Annotated in this window: 17 protein-coding genes; 12 read left to right on the forward strand and 5 right to left on the reverse strand. The window is 65.8% G+C overall.

All coding sequences use genetic code 11. The features are described from left to right. The first annotated feature begins 61 nt into the window (after positions 1 to 61). From Q1K70_RS13620 to Q1K70_RS13630, 3 genes are all read left to right on the forward strand, one after another. On the forward strand, positions 62 to 841 hold the full coding sequence (locus Q1K70_RS13620; RefSeq protein WP_300160653.1) for an ABC transporter permease subunit: 780 nt from the start codon (positions 62 to 64) through the stop codon (positions 839 to 841). 106 nt (positions 842 to 947) lie between these two features. Then, on the forward strand, positions 948 to 1,730 hold the full coding sequence (locus tag Q1K70_RS13625; protein ID WP_300160655.1) for an ABC transporter ATP-binding protein: 783 nt from the start codon (positions 948 to 950) through the stop codon (positions 1,728 to 1,730). Positions 1,731 to 1,853: 123 nt separating this feature from the next. Beyond that, positions 1,854 to 3,875 carry a hypothetical protein gene (locus Q1K70_RS13630; protein ID WP_300160657.1) on the forward strand — a complete coding sequence of 674 codons (2,022 nt, stop codon included), beginning with the start codon at positions 1,854 to 1,856 and terminating at the stop codon, positions 3,873 to 3,875. Positions 3,876 to 4,257: 382 nt separating this feature from the next. Here Q1K70_RS13630 and Q1K70_RS13635 read toward each other — a convergent pair whose 3' ends face one another. Together Q1K70_RS13635 and Q1K70_RS13640 are read right to left on the reverse strand one after the other, a co-directional pair. Further along, on the reverse strand, positions 4,258 to 5,631 hold the full coding sequence (locus Q1K70_RS13635; RefSeq protein ID WP_300160659.1) for a sigma 54-interacting transcriptional regulator: 1,374 nt from the start codon (positions 5,629 to 5,631) through the stop codon (positions 4,258 to 4,260). Between the two features lie 15 nt (positions 5,632 to 5,646). Then, on the reverse strand, positions 5,647 to 7,407 hold the full coding sequence (locus Q1K70_RS13640) for an ATP-binding protein (RefSeq protein WP_300160661.1): 1,761 nt from the start codon (positions 7,405 to 7,407) through the stop codon (positions 5,647 to 5,649). A gap of 280 nt (positions 7,408 to 7,687) precedes the next feature. On the opposite strand from Q1K70_RS13640, the gene Q1K70_RS13645 reads away from it, so the two are divergent. The 9 genes from Q1K70_RS13645 to Q1K70_RS13685 all read left to right on the forward strand — a co-directional run bounded on the left by Q1K70_RS13645 (position 7,688) and on the right by Q1K70_RS13685 (position 14,696). Further along, the gene (locus Q1K70_RS13645; protein WP_300160662.1) at positions 7,688 to 7,936 is read left to right on the forward strand and encodes an SHOCT domain-containing protein; all 249 of its coding nucleotides are present in this window, start codon (positions 7,688 to 7,690) and stop codon (positions 7,934 to 7,936) included. A gap of 40 nt (positions 7,937 to 7,976) precedes the next feature. Beyond that, positions 7,977 to 8,315, forward strand: a complete 339-nt coding sequence (locus Q1K70_RS13650) for a hypothetical protein (protein ID WP_300160664.1) — start codon at positions 7,977 to 7,979, stop codon at positions 8,313 to 8,315. 77 nt (positions 8,316 to 8,392) lie between these two features. Then, positions 8,393 to 8,692 carry a hypothetical protein gene (locus Q1K70_RS13655; RefSeq protein WP_300160666.1) on the forward strand — a complete coding sequence of 100 codons (300 nt, stop codon included), beginning with the start codon at positions 8,393 to 8,395 and terminating at the stop codon, positions 8,690 to 8,692. A gap of 63 nt (positions 8,693 to 8,755) precedes the next feature. Next, positions 8,756 to 9,202 (forward strand): periplasmic heavy metal sensor, encoded by a 447-nt coding sequence (locus Q1K70_RS13660; protein ID WP_300160668.1) that lies wholly within the window; start codon positions 8,756 to 8,758, stop codon positions 9,200 to 9,202. An 86-nt stretch (positions 9,203 to 9,288) separates the two neighbouring features. Beyond that, positions 9,289 to 9,573: a zf-TFIIB domain-containing protein gene (locus Q1K70_RS13665; protein ID WP_300160670.1), complete on the forward strand. Its 285-nt coding sequence runs from the start codon at positions 9,289 to 9,291 to the stop codon at positions 9,571 to 9,573. Between the two features lie 54 nt (positions 9,574 to 9,627). Continuing rightward, complete coding sequence (locus tag Q1K70_RS13670; RefSeq protein ID WP_300160672.1) at positions 9,628 to 11,631, forward strand: methyl-accepting chemotaxis protein; 2,004 nt, start codon at positions 9,628 to 9,630, stop codon at positions 11,629 to 11,631. A gap of 26 nt (positions 11,632 to 11,657) precedes the next feature. Continuing rightward, entirely contained in the window at positions 11,658 to 13,568 is a 1,911-nt protein-coding gene (gene ccsA / locus Q1K70_RS13675) for a cytochrome c biogenesis protein CcsA (RefSeq protein ID WP_300160674.1), read from the forward strand. After that, positions 13,565 to 14,140, forward strand: a complete 576-nt coding sequence (locus Q1K70_RS13680) for a tetratricopeptide repeat protein (protein WP_300160676.1) — start codon at positions 13,565 to 13,567, stop codon at positions 14,138 to 14,140. Before ccsA ends, Q1K70_RS13680 begins: the two co-directional genes overlap by 4 nt. A 13-nt stretch (positions 14,141 to 14,153) precedes the next feature. Further along, entirely contained in the window at positions 14,154 to 14,696 is a 543-nt protein-coding gene (locus Q1K70_RS13685; protein ID WP_300160678.1) for a M23 family metallopeptidase, read from the forward strand. Positions 14,697 to 14,763: 67 nt separating this feature from the next. Here Q1K70_RS13685 and Q1K70_RS22160 read toward each other — a convergent pair whose 3' ends face one another. The 3 genes from Q1K70_RS22160 to Q1K70_RS13695 form a co-directional block, all read right to left on the reverse strand. Beyond that, complete coding sequence (locus Q1K70_RS22160) at positions 14,764 to 15,384, reverse strand: DEAD/DEAH box helicase family protein (protein WP_366521705.1); 621 nt, start codon at positions 15,382 to 15,384, stop codon at positions 14,764 to 14,766. Beyond that, entirely contained in the window at positions 15,347 to 15,589 is a 243-nt protein-coding gene (locus Q1K70_RS13690) for a Fic family protein (protein ID WP_366521704.1), read from the reverse strand. The genes Q1K70_RS22160 and Q1K70_RS13690 overlap by 38 nt, the downstream gene beginning before the upstream one ends. 227 nt (positions 15,590 to 15,816) lie before the next feature. Then, on the reverse strand, positions 15,817 to 15,978 hold a 162-nt coding region (locus Q1K70_RS13695), incomplete at its 5' end, for a transposase (RefSeq protein WP_300160682.1).

The following is a 15,978-nucleotide window of genomic DNA, read 5'->3' on the forward strand; positions in this document are numbered from 1 at the left end:
CAACAACAACAAAGCCCTTTCCCGCCGCGCGGGGCGAAAGGGCGCAGAAGGATCGTTGCACATGGCAGTCCCCTCCGACACCGCCAAGGGCTGGATATGGCTGAGCCTCGTCGTCCTGCTGCTTTTCCTGGGCGTATGGGCGCTTTTCGCCTTGACCTCCAAGACCTTCCCGAGCCCCGCGGCCGTGGCCCGGGAATCCTGGTTCTTCCTGTCCAGGCCTTTCTACGACGGCGGGCCCAACGACAAGGGCATCGCCATCCTCACCGCCTACAGCCTGGCCCGGCTGTGCACGGGCTTTCTGGCCGGGTCCGTGGTGGCCATCCTGCTCGGCGTGATCCTCGGCCTCAACCAAACCCTGTTCAAGGCCCTCAACCCCTATATCCAGATGCTCAAGGCCATCTCGCCCATCGCCTGGATGCCGCTGCTGCTCTATTCGGTCAAGGACAGCGGCTGGGCCGCCCTGCTGGTGGTGTTCATGGCCAGCCTGTGGCCCACCCTGGCCAACACCGCCTTCGGCGTCTCCAACATCAAAGCCGACTATCTCAATATCGCCAACATCCTGCAGATGAAGCCTCTGACCAAGGTGTGCAAGGTCATCCTGCCGGCCGCCGGACCGACCATCGTGGCCGGACTCAAGATCTCCATGGGCAGCGCCTGGGTGGCCATCGTGCCGGCCGAAGCCCTGCTCGGCTCCCTGGGCCTGGGCTATTTCGTATGGAACGAATGGAACAACCTGTCCCTGGCCAGCGTCATCTTCGCCATCCTGATCATCGGCGTGGTGGGCGTGCTGATCGACAACCTGTTCAGCAGGCTCGCCGGAGGGCTGGCCTATGTGGACTAGAACCGAACCAGAGGACCAGGCGCCTGCGGCGGCGCCGCTCTTCGGACCCGTCGGCGTCCTGCCGCAGGACGATCGCGGCGGATCGCGCCGCCAAGGGGGAACAACCGTGTCCAAGGCCATGTTGGAAGTGGAGAAGATATCGAAGCATTTCACCCTGTCCGGCCAGAAGGAGCCCTTCTGCGTGTTCCGCGACCTCTCGCTGCAGGTCAGGGAGAAGGAGTATCTGTCGGTGCTCGGGCATTCCGGCTGCGGCAAGTCGACCCTGCTCAACATCATCGCCGGAATCGACACGGCCAACTCCGGCCACATCATCCTCAACGGGCGCGAGGTCCAGGAGCCGGGTCTGGACCGCATGGTCGTGTTCCAGAACTTCGCCCTGATGCCCTGGCTGACCGTGTTCGGCAACGTCCGGCTGGCGGTCAGGGCCCGCTACCCGGAATGGTCCAAGCAGCAGGTCGCCGACTGGGTCGACAAGTACCTGGACATGGTCGGCCTGTCCGGCGCCGCCAACAAGCGCCCCTGGGAACTCTCCGGCGGCATGCGCCAGCGCGCCGGCATCGCCCGGGCCTTTTCGGTCAAGCCGAGCATCATGCTCCTCGACGAGCCCTTCGCCCAGATCGACGCCCTGACCCGCGGCGTCATCCAGGACGAACTGGTGCGCATGTGGGAGGAGACGGGCATCACCATCTTCATGGTCACCCACGACGTGGACGAGGCCATCCTGCTCTCCGACCGCATCATGCTCATGTCGCCGGGGCCGCAGGCCAAGTTCATGGACGAGATCGAGGTGGACATTCCCCGCCCGCGCAAACGGATAAGCATCATCGAGCATCCCCGTTTTTACGAGATCCGCAACAGGATCATCAGCTTCCTGTCGCAAAAGGGCTAGGGCGCATTGGGCGGCGGCCTCACGTCCGGCGGCTGCGGCGTCGGGCGGCGCGGGGCGTTTCGACAACAACGGGCGCACGCGGGCGGACGCCCGCCGCGCGCCGGACGCAATGGAGGACCAGACATGGCAGCGCATTCCCACGACGAGGGGTCGCACCACCATTCCCACGATCACGACGGGCACCACCACCATCATCACCATGGCCCGGACGCCTGCAACGACTACGCCACGGCCGTCGCCCAATACCGCAAAACCTTCGCCAGCAAGGCCGAAGTCATGGCCCAGGCGCCGGATCCGGCGGTGCGCGAGATGGTGGCCTACATGGACCGCCTGGGCTGCGAGAACTGCTTCGACCGCTTCGATCAGCAAAAGCCCCAATGCACCTTCGGCCTGGCCGGGGTGTGCTGCAAAAACTGCACGCTCGGTCCGTGCAAGATCACGAAGAAATCCCCCCGGGGCGTGTGCGGGGCCGGAGCCGACCTGATCGTGGCCCGCAATCTCTGCCGGCACGCCGCGGCCGGGGTCTCGGCCCACGGTTCCCGGGCCCGCGAGGTCATGCTGGCCCTGCGCAAGGCCGCCGCCGGCGAGATCAAGATCCCCATCCTCGGCCGGGAAAAAGTCCTGGCCACGGCCAAGATGTTCGGCCTGGAGGTCGAAGGGCAGTCCGTCGAAGCCCTGGCGGGGCGCATCGCGGACATCCTGCTCGAAGACATGAGCCGCACCGTGCCGGGTCCCCACCGCACGCTGTCCGCCGTCGCCACGCCCGAGCGCCGCCAGGTCTGGGAGCAGCTCGGGCTTTTGCCTGTCAGTGCCTACCACGAGGTCTTCGAGGCCCTGCACCAGACCGTCACCGGCAACCAGGGCGACTGGCGCAAGGTGATGGACCAGTTCCTGCGCTGCGGCATCGCCTTTTCCATGTCGAGCGTGGTCGGCGGCTCCATCGCCAGCGACTGCCTCTACGGCGTGCCCACCCGGGCCACGTCCAAGGTCAACCTGGGGGCCCTGGAAAAGGGCTGCGTCAACATCGCCATCCACGGCCACGCCCCTATGCTCGCCATGGAGATCGTCCGGCTGGCCCGGACCGAAAAGTTCACGGCCATGGCCCGGGCGGCCGGCGCCGGGGGCATCCGCTTCTACGGCATCTGCTGCTCGGGGCTGTCCGCCATGTACCGGCTCGGCGGCGTCATTCCCCTGGCCAACGCCAACGGGGCCGAACTGGTGCTGGCCACCGGCGCCCTGGACCTCTGGGTCGCCGACATCCAGGACATTTTCCCGGCCATCATGGACGTGGCCAACTGCTTCAAAACCGTGGTCGTCACCACCAACGAATCCACCCGTCTGCCCGGCGCCGAGCACTACGGCTACAAACGCGACCTGTCCGACCTGGACCGGATCGGCGACCTGGCGGAGAAGATCCTCACCCGGGCCGTCGAGAGCTACACGCAACGCCGCGACGTGCCGGTCCACATCCCTCCCTACGAAGTCGAGGCCGAAGTGGGATTTTGCCTGGAGTATCTCAACAAGCGCTACGGCGGCAGCGTCGCGCCCGTGGCCGAGGCCCTGCGCAACGGGACCATCCGCGGCGTCATCAACCTGGCCGGCTGCACCAACACGCGCATCGTCTACGAAAAAGCCATCGTGGATATCGTCGACGTCCTGTTGCAAAACGACATCCTGGTCCTGGCCAACGGCTGCGCCTCCTTCCCCATGGCCAAACTCGGCTACTGCACGGTCAAGGCGCAGGAGCGTTGCAGCGAGGGTCTCAAACGTTTCCTGGGCGACGACATGCCACCGGTGTGGCACATGGGCGAATGCATCGACAACGCCCATGCCGCCGTATTTTTCCGCACCGTGGCCGACATGCTGGGGCATCCCTTCAAGGACCTGCCCTACGCCGAAGTCACGCCGGAGTGGTCCAACGAAAAGGGCGTGGGTGCGGCCCTGAGCTTCCGCATGCTCGGCTTCAATTCCTACCATTGCGTCCACGCCCCGGTGCAAGGTTCGGACGCCGTCATGGGCTTCATTTACGGCGGCACAGCCGAACTCCTTGGCTCGGCGATGATCGTGGACACGGATCCGGTCAATCTGGCAAATCGCATCATCTCGGATTTCAACCAGAAGCGGGAAGATCTCGGCTGGACGTAACCTGCGGGGGGGACCGGGTCAGGCGCTTCAGCCTGGCGCGGTCCCTGCTTCCAACCTTTGCCCCGGACAGCCCCCAGGTGCCTCGCGGATCTACGAGCTGGACATGGCCGTGAGCGACGAAGACGAGCTCGACCGGCGGCATGCGTTGTCCGTGCGGCCGTCGCTCACAGCGGTCAAAATCGGCAGCGACGAAGTGGCCAGCCTGGGCAGGCGAGGCGGGCGCATCTTCCTCGGCCACCGCTGGCCCGACGCGTACCCCGGGCGGGCGGCCTGTTTCCTGGAGGGCAGCTTCTTTCTGCCCCCTCTACCGCACGACCAAGCTCTACGACCCCGACCGCGAAGCGTTCTCCGGGATGCGGCGGTCAAACTATTTTTGCAACCTTCACCGCTGCAACTTTGCTAAAAGTGTCTTCCTCGTGATGCCGAGCTGTTTGGCCGCTTCGGTCTTATTGCCGCCTGTCACCTCCAATGCGGCCAGGATGGCCTCGCGTTCGACCGCTTCCAAAGGCTGGATCGCCGTCGGCCCGGCCGGCAGCCCCCCCTGGCCGGGCTCCGGTTCCTGCGGCGCGGATGCCTGGACGACGCCGAGCGGCAGCTCCCTTTCCGTGACGAAATCGCCGGGCATGAGCACGACCGCCCGCTCCACCGCGTTTTCCAGTTCGCGCACGTTGCCCGGCCACTGGTGCTTGAGCAGCATGTCCATGGCCAAAGGCGTAAACCCCTTGGCGACCTTCCGGTTGGCCTCGGCGAATCTGTGCAGGAAATGCATGGCCAAAAGCGGCACATCCTCGCCTCGCTCCCGAAGCGGCGGCACGGCGAGGGCCATGACGTTGAGCCGGTAGTACAGGTCTTCCCGGAACCGCCCGGCCGCGACCTCCGCTTTCAGGTCCCGGTTGGTGGCCGCCACGATGCGCACGTCCACACGCAGGGTTCGGTCGCTCCCCACCCGCTGGATTTCCCGCTCCTGGATCGCCCGCAGGAGCTTGGCCTGCATGGCGGCGGAGGTCTCGCCGATCTCGTCGAGGAAAATGGTGCCCTTGTCGGCCTGCATGAAGCGCCCTTCGCGACGCTTGTCCGCGCCGGAAAAGGCTCCCTTCTCGTGGCCGAAAAGCTCGGATTCGAGCAGTGTTTCGCTTAAGGCCGCGCAGTTGACAGTGACCAGGGGACCGCCCCGGCGGGGGCTGTTGGCATGGATGGCCCGGGCGATGAGTTCCTTGCCCGTGCCGGATTCCCCGGTCACGAGCACCGTGGCCTCGGAGGGCGCGACCATGGCCACCATGTCCATGAGCCGGCGCATGGCCGGACTGTTGCCGATAATGCTCCGAGGGTCGAAGGCGCAGACCAGGCGCTCTCGAAGCTCCCTGTTTTCGGCCTTGAGCGAAACGTGCTCCAGGGCCCGCTCCATGGTCAGGCGCAGCACGTCGAAGTCCAGCGGCTTGGTCAGGTAGTCGTAGGCCCCGGCCTTGATGGCCTCCACCGCCGACTCCACGTTGGAATAGGCGGTCATGATGAGCACCGGGATAGCGGGATTGTAGGCCTTGATTGCCTTGAGCGCCTCGATGCCGCCCATGACGGCCATGCGCACGTCCATGAGGATGAGGTCAAAGGGCTTTTCCCTGGCCAGGGTCACGGCCTTGGCTCCGTCGTCGGCGCCGGCGGCCGCGTAGCCCCAGCCGTTGATGAGGGCCAGCAAAATGGTGCGGTGGCTCTGGTCGTCGTCCACCACCAGAACGGTGGTCTTGGCTTTGGCGGGCATGACTCTCACTCCGTATCAGGCGCGGGCGGGCAGAAGAATGGAGAAAATGGAACCCCGGCCGGGCGTGCTTTTGGCCTGGATTTCCCCCTGGTGCGCCTCGATCAGCTTCTGGGCGATGGCCAGGCCCAGGCCCGTGCCCGAGGGTTTGGTCGTAAAATAGGGATTGAAGATGCTCCCCAGACTTTCGGGCGGGATGCCCTGCCCGGTATCCTCGACGTCGATGCGCACCCGGCCCCGGGCCGCCTCGTGGACGGTCCGGACGGACAGGACGCCGCCGCCGTCCATGGCCTGGACGGCGTTGAGGCACAGGTTGAGCAGGACCTGGGCGAAGCGGTCGGGGTCGACGGCGACCTTGGGCAGCTCCCCGTCATGGGCAAAGGCCACCCGCACCTTGTGGGCGGTCGCGTCCGGCCCGATCAGGCGCAGGGAACGTTCGACGAGTTCCAGGAGGTCCGTCGGCCGCATCTTGACGTCCGAGGGCCGGGCGAAATCCAAAAGCTCGGTGATGACCCGGTTGAGCCTGTCCACCTCCCGGGCCATGACCTCGGCCAGCACCCGGCCTTCGCTGCCGGCGGCGAAATGCCCCTCGAAGTATTTGGCCGCGCCCTTGATGGAGGACAGGGGATTTCGGATCTCGTGGGCCACGCCGGCGGCCAGGCCGCCCAGGGCGGCCAGCTTTTCCCGGCGGCGGACCTCCTCCTGGAGTTGCCGCACCTCGCCGAGATCCCGGAAAATATAGATGTTGCCCAGGTGCGCGCCTTCCTCGTTGACGATCCTGGAGGCGCTCACACTCAGCGGCAGGCTCTTCCCGCCGTCGAAGGAGCACTCGGTTTCGCGCTCCGTCACCGGCTCCCCGGCCTCGATGACCTCCTGAAGGCCGCACCATACCGCGGGGAGAACCTCCTGCGGCAGCTTGCCGACGACGTCGGCCGCCTTGAAGCCGGCGATCCGCTCGGCCGCGCCGTTGACCACGGCCAGACGGCCGTCGCTGCCCGTGGTGAGGAGCCCCACCGGAAGATTGTTGACGATTTCCGTGGAGAACGCCTGTGTATCCTTGAGCTGCCGTTTGGAAAGTCGGTAACTTTGCGCCCAGAAGAGGGTCAAGACGCCGCCGACGCCGAGCAGGAAGAGGATGGCCGCCAGCACCACGGAATTGCGCGTGTCCTCGGCCAGGGCGGCCTCGTACGGGGCAAGGTCGAAGTCGGCGAAGATGACTTGCCGACCGACTCCCGGGGCCGCCTGGGATCCGCTCCAGGGACAGGCATGCCCCTCCGCTTCCTCGCCGCAGTCGTCGGCCCCGGCGCGGCCCAGCCCGGGTTCGAAGGCGCGGTAGACCTCAAAGGCCTTGCGCCCGCCGGGCAGGGTCGTCGCCCGCCATTTCTCCCGCGCCGCCACGCGAAGGGCCGCCATGGTTTGCGAATCGTAAAGGCTCTGGCCGATCTTGGTCTTGTCGCTGTGGGCCAGGATGCGGCCGTCGGCATCCGTCACGGCCAGTTGCAGGACGCCGGGTTGCCTCGCTGTTTCCTCGAGCAGCGCCTGGAATTGCTCTCCCCGCCAATGCATCCCCAGGCCCAGGCGCGCCCCGGCCTCGAAGGCCCGGATGAACGCCGTGCCTTTTTCAAAAAGCGTCTGCCCGGTCAGGACATTTTCCCGATGGGTGTTGCGCGTGGTCATCACGGCCATGACCACGGCCAGAATGACCACCGAACCGAGGTAGAGCCAGGGAGGGATATTGGCCAGAAATCGAGGTCCCGGCCTGGATTGTGTCTGCATCATTGCCTTCCTCTTGTGCGGGCGTGATCTGCCGGCTGCCGCCCTTCGATGGTGAGAACAGGACACCCGCGTAAAAAGTAAACGGGCAAGACATAGCAGGTCGAGTAGAATTTACTCGCTTTGTTCCGCCTCACTTCGCCCGTCTTTTTCCATTACGATTTTACCCTTTTATTTCAATGAATAATCTTTGTTTCCGACTTTGGCACGCCTGTTGCCTGAGCAGGATTATCCGGCGCGACTCGATGGCCGGACGATCCCACGCCAAACCAGGAGGTCGCAAGCAATGTGGGAATGCGGAGTCCCCGCCTTCACTCCCTGGGGAGGGGGGCATCTCTTCTGGGGACTGGGAGCGACGCTGCTTCTCGCGGCCGTTCTCGTGGGGGTCTTCTTCCTGCTCGGCTTAAGAAAAGTCGACAAAACCCGCCGCGCCGACAGGGAGGATTCCCTGGGCATCATCAAGGTCCGGCTGGCCAAGGGAGAGATCAACCAGGAAGAGTATCTGGCAATGAAGAAGATCCTGGAACAGGCGTAAAACAACGGGCTTAGCCCACAACAACACCAAGGAGTTCAACATGTTCACGAATATCGCACGTCGCCTGACCATAGGCCTTGGCATCGCCCTCGTCGTCGGTTCCCTGACCCTCGCCGATGCCGGATCGGCCCGGGCGCAAGCCAACGGCCAGACCGGCGCCGCCACCCAAACGGTCGCTGCGGCCACCTACGGCCACATGGGCGGCTACGGAATGACGGGGAGCTACGGTCCCATGGGCGGCCGCGGCATGGGGCCCGGGCATGGACGCGGCATGATGATGGGCGCTTCCTACGGCCAGGCCGGCCATATGGGCCAGGGCCAGTACCACGGCGGCTCCGGGCACGGCGGTTACGGCGGCCACAACGGCGGCTGCTGGTAACGGATCGGGAACAACCGGGTCGGGCCGCGCCCGCGGCCCACCCGGCCGACAACCTTCGCGCACAAGGAGCATGACACATGGCTCGCATGAGAAAGACTTCGTTCCTGGCGGCGGCCGCCTTGCTCGGCCTGACGCTCCTGGCCGGCGCCCAGGCCAAGGCCCAAGGCTTCGTCGGCTCCGCCTCGGGCGGCGGGGACCACGGCATGACGGCGTGGACGTCCCCGACGACCACGCCCACGCCGACCGCCGGCTTCGGCATGATGTCCTGGCCGTCCGCGACGACGAGCGCCGCTCCGGCGGCCGGTTCCGCACCGGCGTCCGGCTTCCAGGAAACGCACGACTCCATGTGGGATTTCATGGAAGCCGTCTGGCATTAGCCACAAGCCAACAGACTGAAATCAAAACATTATTACAACACGCTCATCCAAAGGAATTTCCCCATGAAGACCCGTACGCGCCTCGTTTCCCTGGCCCTGGCACTGGCGGCCCTTCTCGGTCTCGCCGGTTTGGCCAACGCCCAGATGCCGGGCCACGGCATGACGCACGGCTACGCAGGCGTCGCCCTGACTCCGGAAAAGCAGGCCGCCGTGCACAAGGCCTATGCCGACTTCGACGCCGCAACGGCCTCTCTGCGCCAGCAGCTCGCCGCCAAGCAGTACGAGCTGGAAGCCCAGATCGTGGCCGCCTCTCCCGACGACAAAAAGGTCCAATCCCTCACCAGGGAGATTGCCGACCTGAACGCCAAGTGCATCACGGCCCAGGTCGCCCTGCAGGGCCAACTGGCCAAGCTCGGTCTCCCCGCCGGCTCCATGGGCTGCGGCATGGTGGGGGCCGGCATGATGAACGGCAACATGATGGACGGCACGGGCGTGCACCACTCCCTGTAACCCTGGCTTTAACCCAAGACACGGAGCGGGGCGGCAAGGCTCCGCTCCGTCTTTCGAGAAACGTCAAACAGGTACGGAGAACGGCCATGCAATGTCCCAAATGCGCCATCCCCCTTCACATGGCGGAACGATGCGGCATCGAGATCGATTATTGCCAGCAGTGTCGCGGCGTCTGGCTCGATCGCGGCGAGCTGGACAAGATCGTCGAACGTTCCACCTTGCCGCAACAGCAGACAGAGAGGGCCGGACACGTGCCGTACCAGGCCCAAGCCGACCGGAGCATGCCCACATCCCGTCACCTCGGCAGCCATGGCGGATATGGCTACAACAAGAAGAAATCCTTCCTCGGCGAACTGTTCGATTTCGACTAGGCCACCCGTCCCTGAAAACCCTCCTCCGGAGAAGGCATGACAAGCACGAGAACGATGAAACTCAGCGCCAAGCTTTCGGCGGCCTTCGGCGTCATGGCGTTGCTCTTTGTTTTCAATGGAACCATCGGCTTCCTCCTCCTCGGCAAAATCGACCGCACCGTCATGCGCTTCGTGGACGAGTTGCTGCCCAATGCCCAACATGCGGACAAGATGGGTGACAACCTTCTGCGCACGCAGCAACTCATCAACACCCTGTCGACGCAGCACGACGACAGCGCCGCGGTCGAAGGCGAAATCGCCAAACTCCGGGAGGAATTCGCATCCAGCGCCGCCCGATTGTCCGCGATGTTCGACCAGGCGGGCAACCAGACCGGCTTGCGGCAGATGCGGGGCATCGAGGACGGCTACCGCTTCTTTGTCGAAGCCGGACTGGCGGCCGCACGCGCGAGCGGCGACCGGGATGCGGAACAGAACCATGCCGCCATGCTCAAGGTCGACTCGTTGCGGGAAACCCTGGAAGGGCAGATCGAAACGCTCAAGGAAACCCAGACCGTCCTTGCCCAGTCGGCCGGCACGGCCTCGGACGACCTCATCGACCTGATGCGCTGGACCATGGCGGCCACCGGCGGCGTCATCCTGGCCCTTTGTCTGCTCGTCATGTTGCTGGTCAGGCGGGGCGTGGTGCGGCCCCTGGCCGAAATCGCGGCCGTGGCCGGCAGGATCGCCGACGGAGAACTGCAATTGCGGCTGCGCCGTACCGAAACCGACGAAGTGGGCGAGCTCTCCCGGGCCATCGACCATCTGCTCGACCGCATCGCCGGCAGTCTGGCCCTCAACGCCGCCGTGCTCGGGGCCGTCCCGGATCCCATATTCATGACCGGCGAAGACGACGTCATCTTGCTGGCCAACGATGCCGCCGCCCATCTGGCCGGCGTCCCGCGCCGGGAACTTCTGGGCCGGGCCTGCACCCAGGCCGTCAAGCCGGGACTGTGCGGCACGGCGCTGCGTCCGGCACGCCAATGCGGACAGGACATCGGGCTCATCGAATACCCGACCCCGGCCGGAACGCTTGTTCTGCAACCCAGCGCCGTCCCCGTCCTGGACGACCAGGGCACGGCCCTGGGCTACCTCGAGGTCGCCCGGGACGTCACGGGAATGGCCCGCAAGGAAAGGGAAACCGCCGGACACCTGGAGCGATTGGAACATGTCAATGCCGCCGTGGACCAGGCCGCCTGGCGCATCGCCGAGGCCACGGACAGCATCGCCTGCCGGATGGAGCAGGTCGCGGCCGGGGCCGTCGCCCAGACCGAACGCGTCGGCGAGGCCGTGGTTTCCATAGGCCAGGTCAGCGCCAGCGTGGAGGAGGTCGCGGCCAATGCCGCCAAGGCCGCCCGGCTGGCCGAGGACGCCCGGGAAAAGGCCCGCGACGGCGCGGCGGTGGTTTCGGATTCCGTGGCCGCCATCGGCGCGGTTCAGGAGCTGTCCGAAGCGCTCAAGCAGAGCCTGGCCAGCCTGGGCGGCCAGGCCGAGGCCATTGGCCGGATCATGGGCGTCATCTCCGACATCGCCGACCAGACCAACCTGCTGGCCTTAAACGCCGCCATCGAGGCGGCTCGGGCCGGCGAGGCCGGGCGCGGCTTCGCCGTGGTCGCCGACGAGGTCAGGAAGCTCGCCGAAAAGACCATGGCCGCGACCAAAGAGGTCGGCCAGGCCGTGGAACGTATCCAGTCGGGCGTGGGCACGAGCATCAGCGGCATGGACGAGGCGGCCTGCGCCGTCCGCCATGCCGCCGGCCTGGCCACGCTGTCCGGTCAGGCCCTGGAGGGCATCGTCCCCCTGGTCGAGGAAACCTCCCGTCAGGTCGAACGCATCGCCCTTGCCGCCGAGGAGCAAAGCGCGGCCAACGCGGCCATCAACGACCACATCCGCGAAGTGGACGCCGTGTCGCGCGAAACGGCCTCGGGCGTGGAAGACTCGAAACAGGCTTCGGCCGCCCTGGCGGCCATGGCCCACGATCTCAAGGAACTGGCCCAGGCGGGCGTCCCGGCCGCCGCATAGCAAACCCTCGTCGTTTTGGAGGAATGATGTATCTGGCAGCGCATTTCGCCCTGCTCCTGGCCATGCTCGTCTCGCTGCTCGGCGGAGCATTGGCCTGCCTGGAAGCCTGGGGCCGGCAGCAGGGCAAACTCCCCTGGCTGGAACACGGCCAGGACGCGGCCGCGTTCCTGATGGCCTGCGCCTCGGCGGCCCTTCTGGGCGGCCTGCTCTCCCGGGACTTTTCCCTGGCCTATGTCGCGGACTATTCCGACAGCCTGTTGCCGCTTTTTTATACGGTCACCGCCTTCTGGGCCGGCCAGGCCGGCTCCCTGCTCTTCTGGGGCCTGACCCTGGCCCTGGCCGGAACGATCTTTTCCCGCACCGCCCGCTACAAGGCCCTGGAGCCGTCCACGAGGGTGCTGTTCTGGCTCTTTTTCCTGACGCTCCAGGGATTCTTCCTGGTGCTCTTGACCGGACCCAACAATCCCTTCGTCACGCTCGCCTCGCCGCCCGCCGACGGCAAGGGGCTCAATCCGCTGCTGCGAAACGTGGGCATGATCTTCCATCCGCCCTTGCTCTTCCTCGGCTACGCCGGATTCGCCATCCCCGCCTGCCTGGCCCTGGCGGCCACGCTCTCCGGCGAAGGCCGCTCCTGGCTCGAAGCGGCCCGCAACTGGATTCTCGGCTCCTGGGTGTTCCTGACCGCCGGCATTCTCCTTGGCGGCTGGTGGTCCTACATGGAGCTCGGCTGGGGCGGCTACTGGGCCTGGGACCCGGTGGAAAACGCCTCGCTCATTCCCTGGTTCGCCGCGACGGCCCTCGTGCACACCGCCCTGCTGGAACGGCGTTTCAGCGTGCTGCCGCGCACCAACGTCTGCCTGGCCTGCCTGACGCTCATCCTGTGCCTGTTCGCCACCTACCTGGTACGAAGCGGCGTGGTCGAGTCGCTGCACGCCTTCGGCGACGGCGGCGTGGGCGGGCCGCTGCTGGCCGGCGTGCTGTTCGCCGTGGCGCTTGCCGGGCTGGTGGCCGTTTCCCGGCCGCGCCGGGAGGAGCCGGCGTTGCCGGGCCTGGGCAGCCGTCCGGGGCTCATGGTCGTCTCGGTCTGGCTGCTGCTCGCCCTCGGCCTGGTGGTCCTGCTCGGCACCATCTGGCCGGTGCTCAGCCAACTGTGGGAAGTCAGCCCCAAGGGGGCCGAGCAGGGCTTTTACAACACGGTCTGCCTGCCCCTGTTCACGCTCTTGACCGTGGTCATGGCCCTTGCTCCCTGGTTCGGCTGGACCGGCGGCCCCAGACGCCTGGACGTGCCGACGGGCCTGATCGTCCTGTGGCTGGCGGTGGTCGCCGCCGGCGCGTCCCTGGACGTCAGGCCGGTTCTGGCCGTGGCCGGAGTGGCCGCCGCGGCCATGGCCTGCCTGTCCGTGCTCTTGCTCCTCATCCTGGTCCCCGGCTCCCTCGGCAGCCGCCGCTTCTGGGCCAGCCATGGCGGCCATCTCGGCCTGGCCGTCATCGTCCTTGGCGTGGCCGTGTCCGGCCCCTTCCAGCGCAGCGTCGAAAAGGCCCTTTCTCCCGGAGAGTCCTTCGACTTCAGCGGCTACCGCTTCACCTACGAAGGCCTTGGCGCGACCGACACGCCCGGCCAGGAAATCACGCGCGCCGAGGAAGCCCGGATCACGGTCAGTCGGGGCGGCAAGCCCGTGGGCGTGCTCACGCCCCAGCGCCTGACCTACCGCAACTACGACCATCCCCATACCGAGGTCTCGACCCTGCCCGGTCTCGGCGACGAACTCTACGCCACGGTCCACGACTTGGACGGCGAGCGTCTGACCCCACTCAAGATCAGCGTCAACCCCATGGTCAACTGGGTGTGGATCGGCAGCGTCCTGGTCTGCCTGCTGCCGCTGTTGGCCATTCGTTTCAAACACGGGCGGACAAGCCCGAAGGAAGGTGCGGCATGACGCCCAAGTCCGCGAGCGCCGCGCTCGAGCATCCCCTGCGCAAGCCCATCCTGGCCCTCATGGCCACGGCCCTGGCCGCCCTGTTTCTGACCTCGTTTCTCGACCGCGCCATGGTCCAGGGGACCAGGACGGCCCGGACCCAGGTTAAGGCCAAGGGTCCCATGGCCGCCGTGCCGGAGCTCATGACCAAGCTCCAGCAGAATCCCAACGACGAGGAAACCATCCTGCAACTGGCCGACGCCTTCATGCGCGGCAAGGACTGGCAGCGGGCCGAACACTTCTACGGCGAGGCCCTCAAGATCGATCCCAAGAATGTGGGGGCCTTGTTCCACCGCGCCATCGTCAACCTGGAGCAACGGCACTTCCCCGAGGCCGTCGAGGATTTCAAGGCCGTGCTCGCCATAAAGCCCGACGTGGCCGAAGCCCATTACTACATCGGCATGGTCAATAAATACGAACTCAAAGTCCCCCAAGCCGCCAAGGAGCATTTGGAAAAGGCGCTGGCCCTCGCGCCCAAGGACAAGGAGCTGGCCGCGGAGACGAAAAAGGAACTGGAAAACCTGCAACCGTGAGTCAAAAGGAGGCATGATGCGGCGAGGAGAGCGGAAACGTTCGGGCCTGTCCAGGACCTTGAGGCAGTGCGCCTTTGGCCTGTGCCTGGCGGCGCTGGCCGTGGGTCTGTCCGCCCCAGCCGAGGCCGGCAAGGCCGTCAAAGCCAAGAAACCGCATAAGCGCGTTTCCTCGGGCTTCGGCACGCGAAGCGATCCCTTGGGCAAATCCAAAAGATTCCACAAGGGACTGGACATCACCGGCCCGGCCGGCCTGCCCGTGCTTGCCTACCGGGAAGGGACCGTGGTGTTCGCCGGCTGGAAGGGAGCCTATGGCCGCGTGGTGGACATCGACCATGGCAATGGCGTCAAGTCGCGCTACGCCCACCTGCAGGCCATTGCCGTCAAACGGGGAGAGCGTGTCGGGAAGGGCCACATCGTCGGCCGGTTGGGGCGGACCGGACGCACCACGGGCAACAACCTGCACTTTGAGATGCGGGTCAACGGCAAGCCGGTCGACCCCGACAGCCACCTCACCGATGCCGGGGCCTTGCTGCGTAGGGGAATCCGGGGCGGCTAAACGACACGCACTCTGGTGTCCGCAGTCCTTACTCCACGCTGAGGGATTGATTCCGGGGGGGACTCCCCTAGCCCCCCCGGACAGCCCCAGGCTCGCGTCCTCCTCCCCCTCTGGGCCGTTCCCAAGGGACCAGGGCCTGATCCCCGCCCGTTCCCCCAAATCCCAGGAAGCCCCCGCCCCGCCCCAAAGCCTGTTTTCTCCAGCCGCCCCGGGGAGTGTCCCAAAAACTGTGTAAACGCCCTGGTTGATGGCTCAGCAGAGATAGCCCTTGAGCCTTTCCTGGAAAAAGATCGAAAGCTGGGCCATGATCTCCGACCAGTTCCTCGTTTGCATTGTCCAGCGCTTCTCGGCTTCGGCCACCGCCAGATACAGTGCCTTGCCCCAGCCGGCGCATGAGGTCTCCGCCGCTGGTGGTGCGCGTTATGGCCTCACCCGCCTCCGTGAAGACGCGCTCGATCTGCTTGTCCAGTTCGTCACGGTCGGTGATGACGACAACCCGGGCATGGGGGTTGTTTTCCAGAATCCACTTGGCCAGGAGCACCATGACGATGCTCTTGCCGCTGCCCTTAGTATGCCAGATGATGCCGCCTTTGTGCCGGCGGACACCCGATCCTGGGTGGCTCGTTCCGGCTTCCCGATGCCGATCATGTTCACCCCGATTTGTTGGCAAGGTTTTCCCGAAGCGCACTGCCAAGGGCCGTCAGTCTGTAACGCTGTTTGCTGCTTCTGGGCTTGTCCGGGATGGTCATTTCCATCACCCCGGCGTCCAGAGCGGGAAGGAGGTAGACCTTGCGGAAACTGTCCTCGTCGCTGAGCCCCAGAGCTTCCTGGATTTCAATGCGTTTCATCTCGCCACGCATGGCCTCGACTACCCGGGCGACTTCCCGGGTCACTTCAGGGGGGCACTTCGGGAGTGACTCCGGGGGTGGACACAACAGGCTTGCGCCAGAGCGTCGTCGTGAAGCCGTCGGAGACCGAAAACGCCGGTTCCGTCAGCCCCGCCTCGCGGCAGCGCCGGATCATGTCGCCCGTGCCGGTGCCCAACCGGTTCATCCGGGACCATGCCTAAGGACTTATCCATAAATAATGGTCCTTCCGGGTTTTCCGTGGGTAATGGCACTCAGGCCGGTTTGGGATAGAAGTCCAATCCACCGCAGAAGAAGTAGATGGCGGTCTTGAAGTGCTCCCGATTCCGGTAACCGCACGCCCTGCGCTTGATGGCCATGATCTTGCTGTTGAGGCCTTCGGCCGCGCCGTTGGTGATCCGATGCCGGCAAAAGGT

The organism is Solidesulfovibrio sp., from assembly GCF_029978005.1.
GTDB lineage: Bacteria > Desulfobacterota > Desulfovibrionia > Desulfovibrionales > Desulfovibrionaceae > Solidesulfovibrio.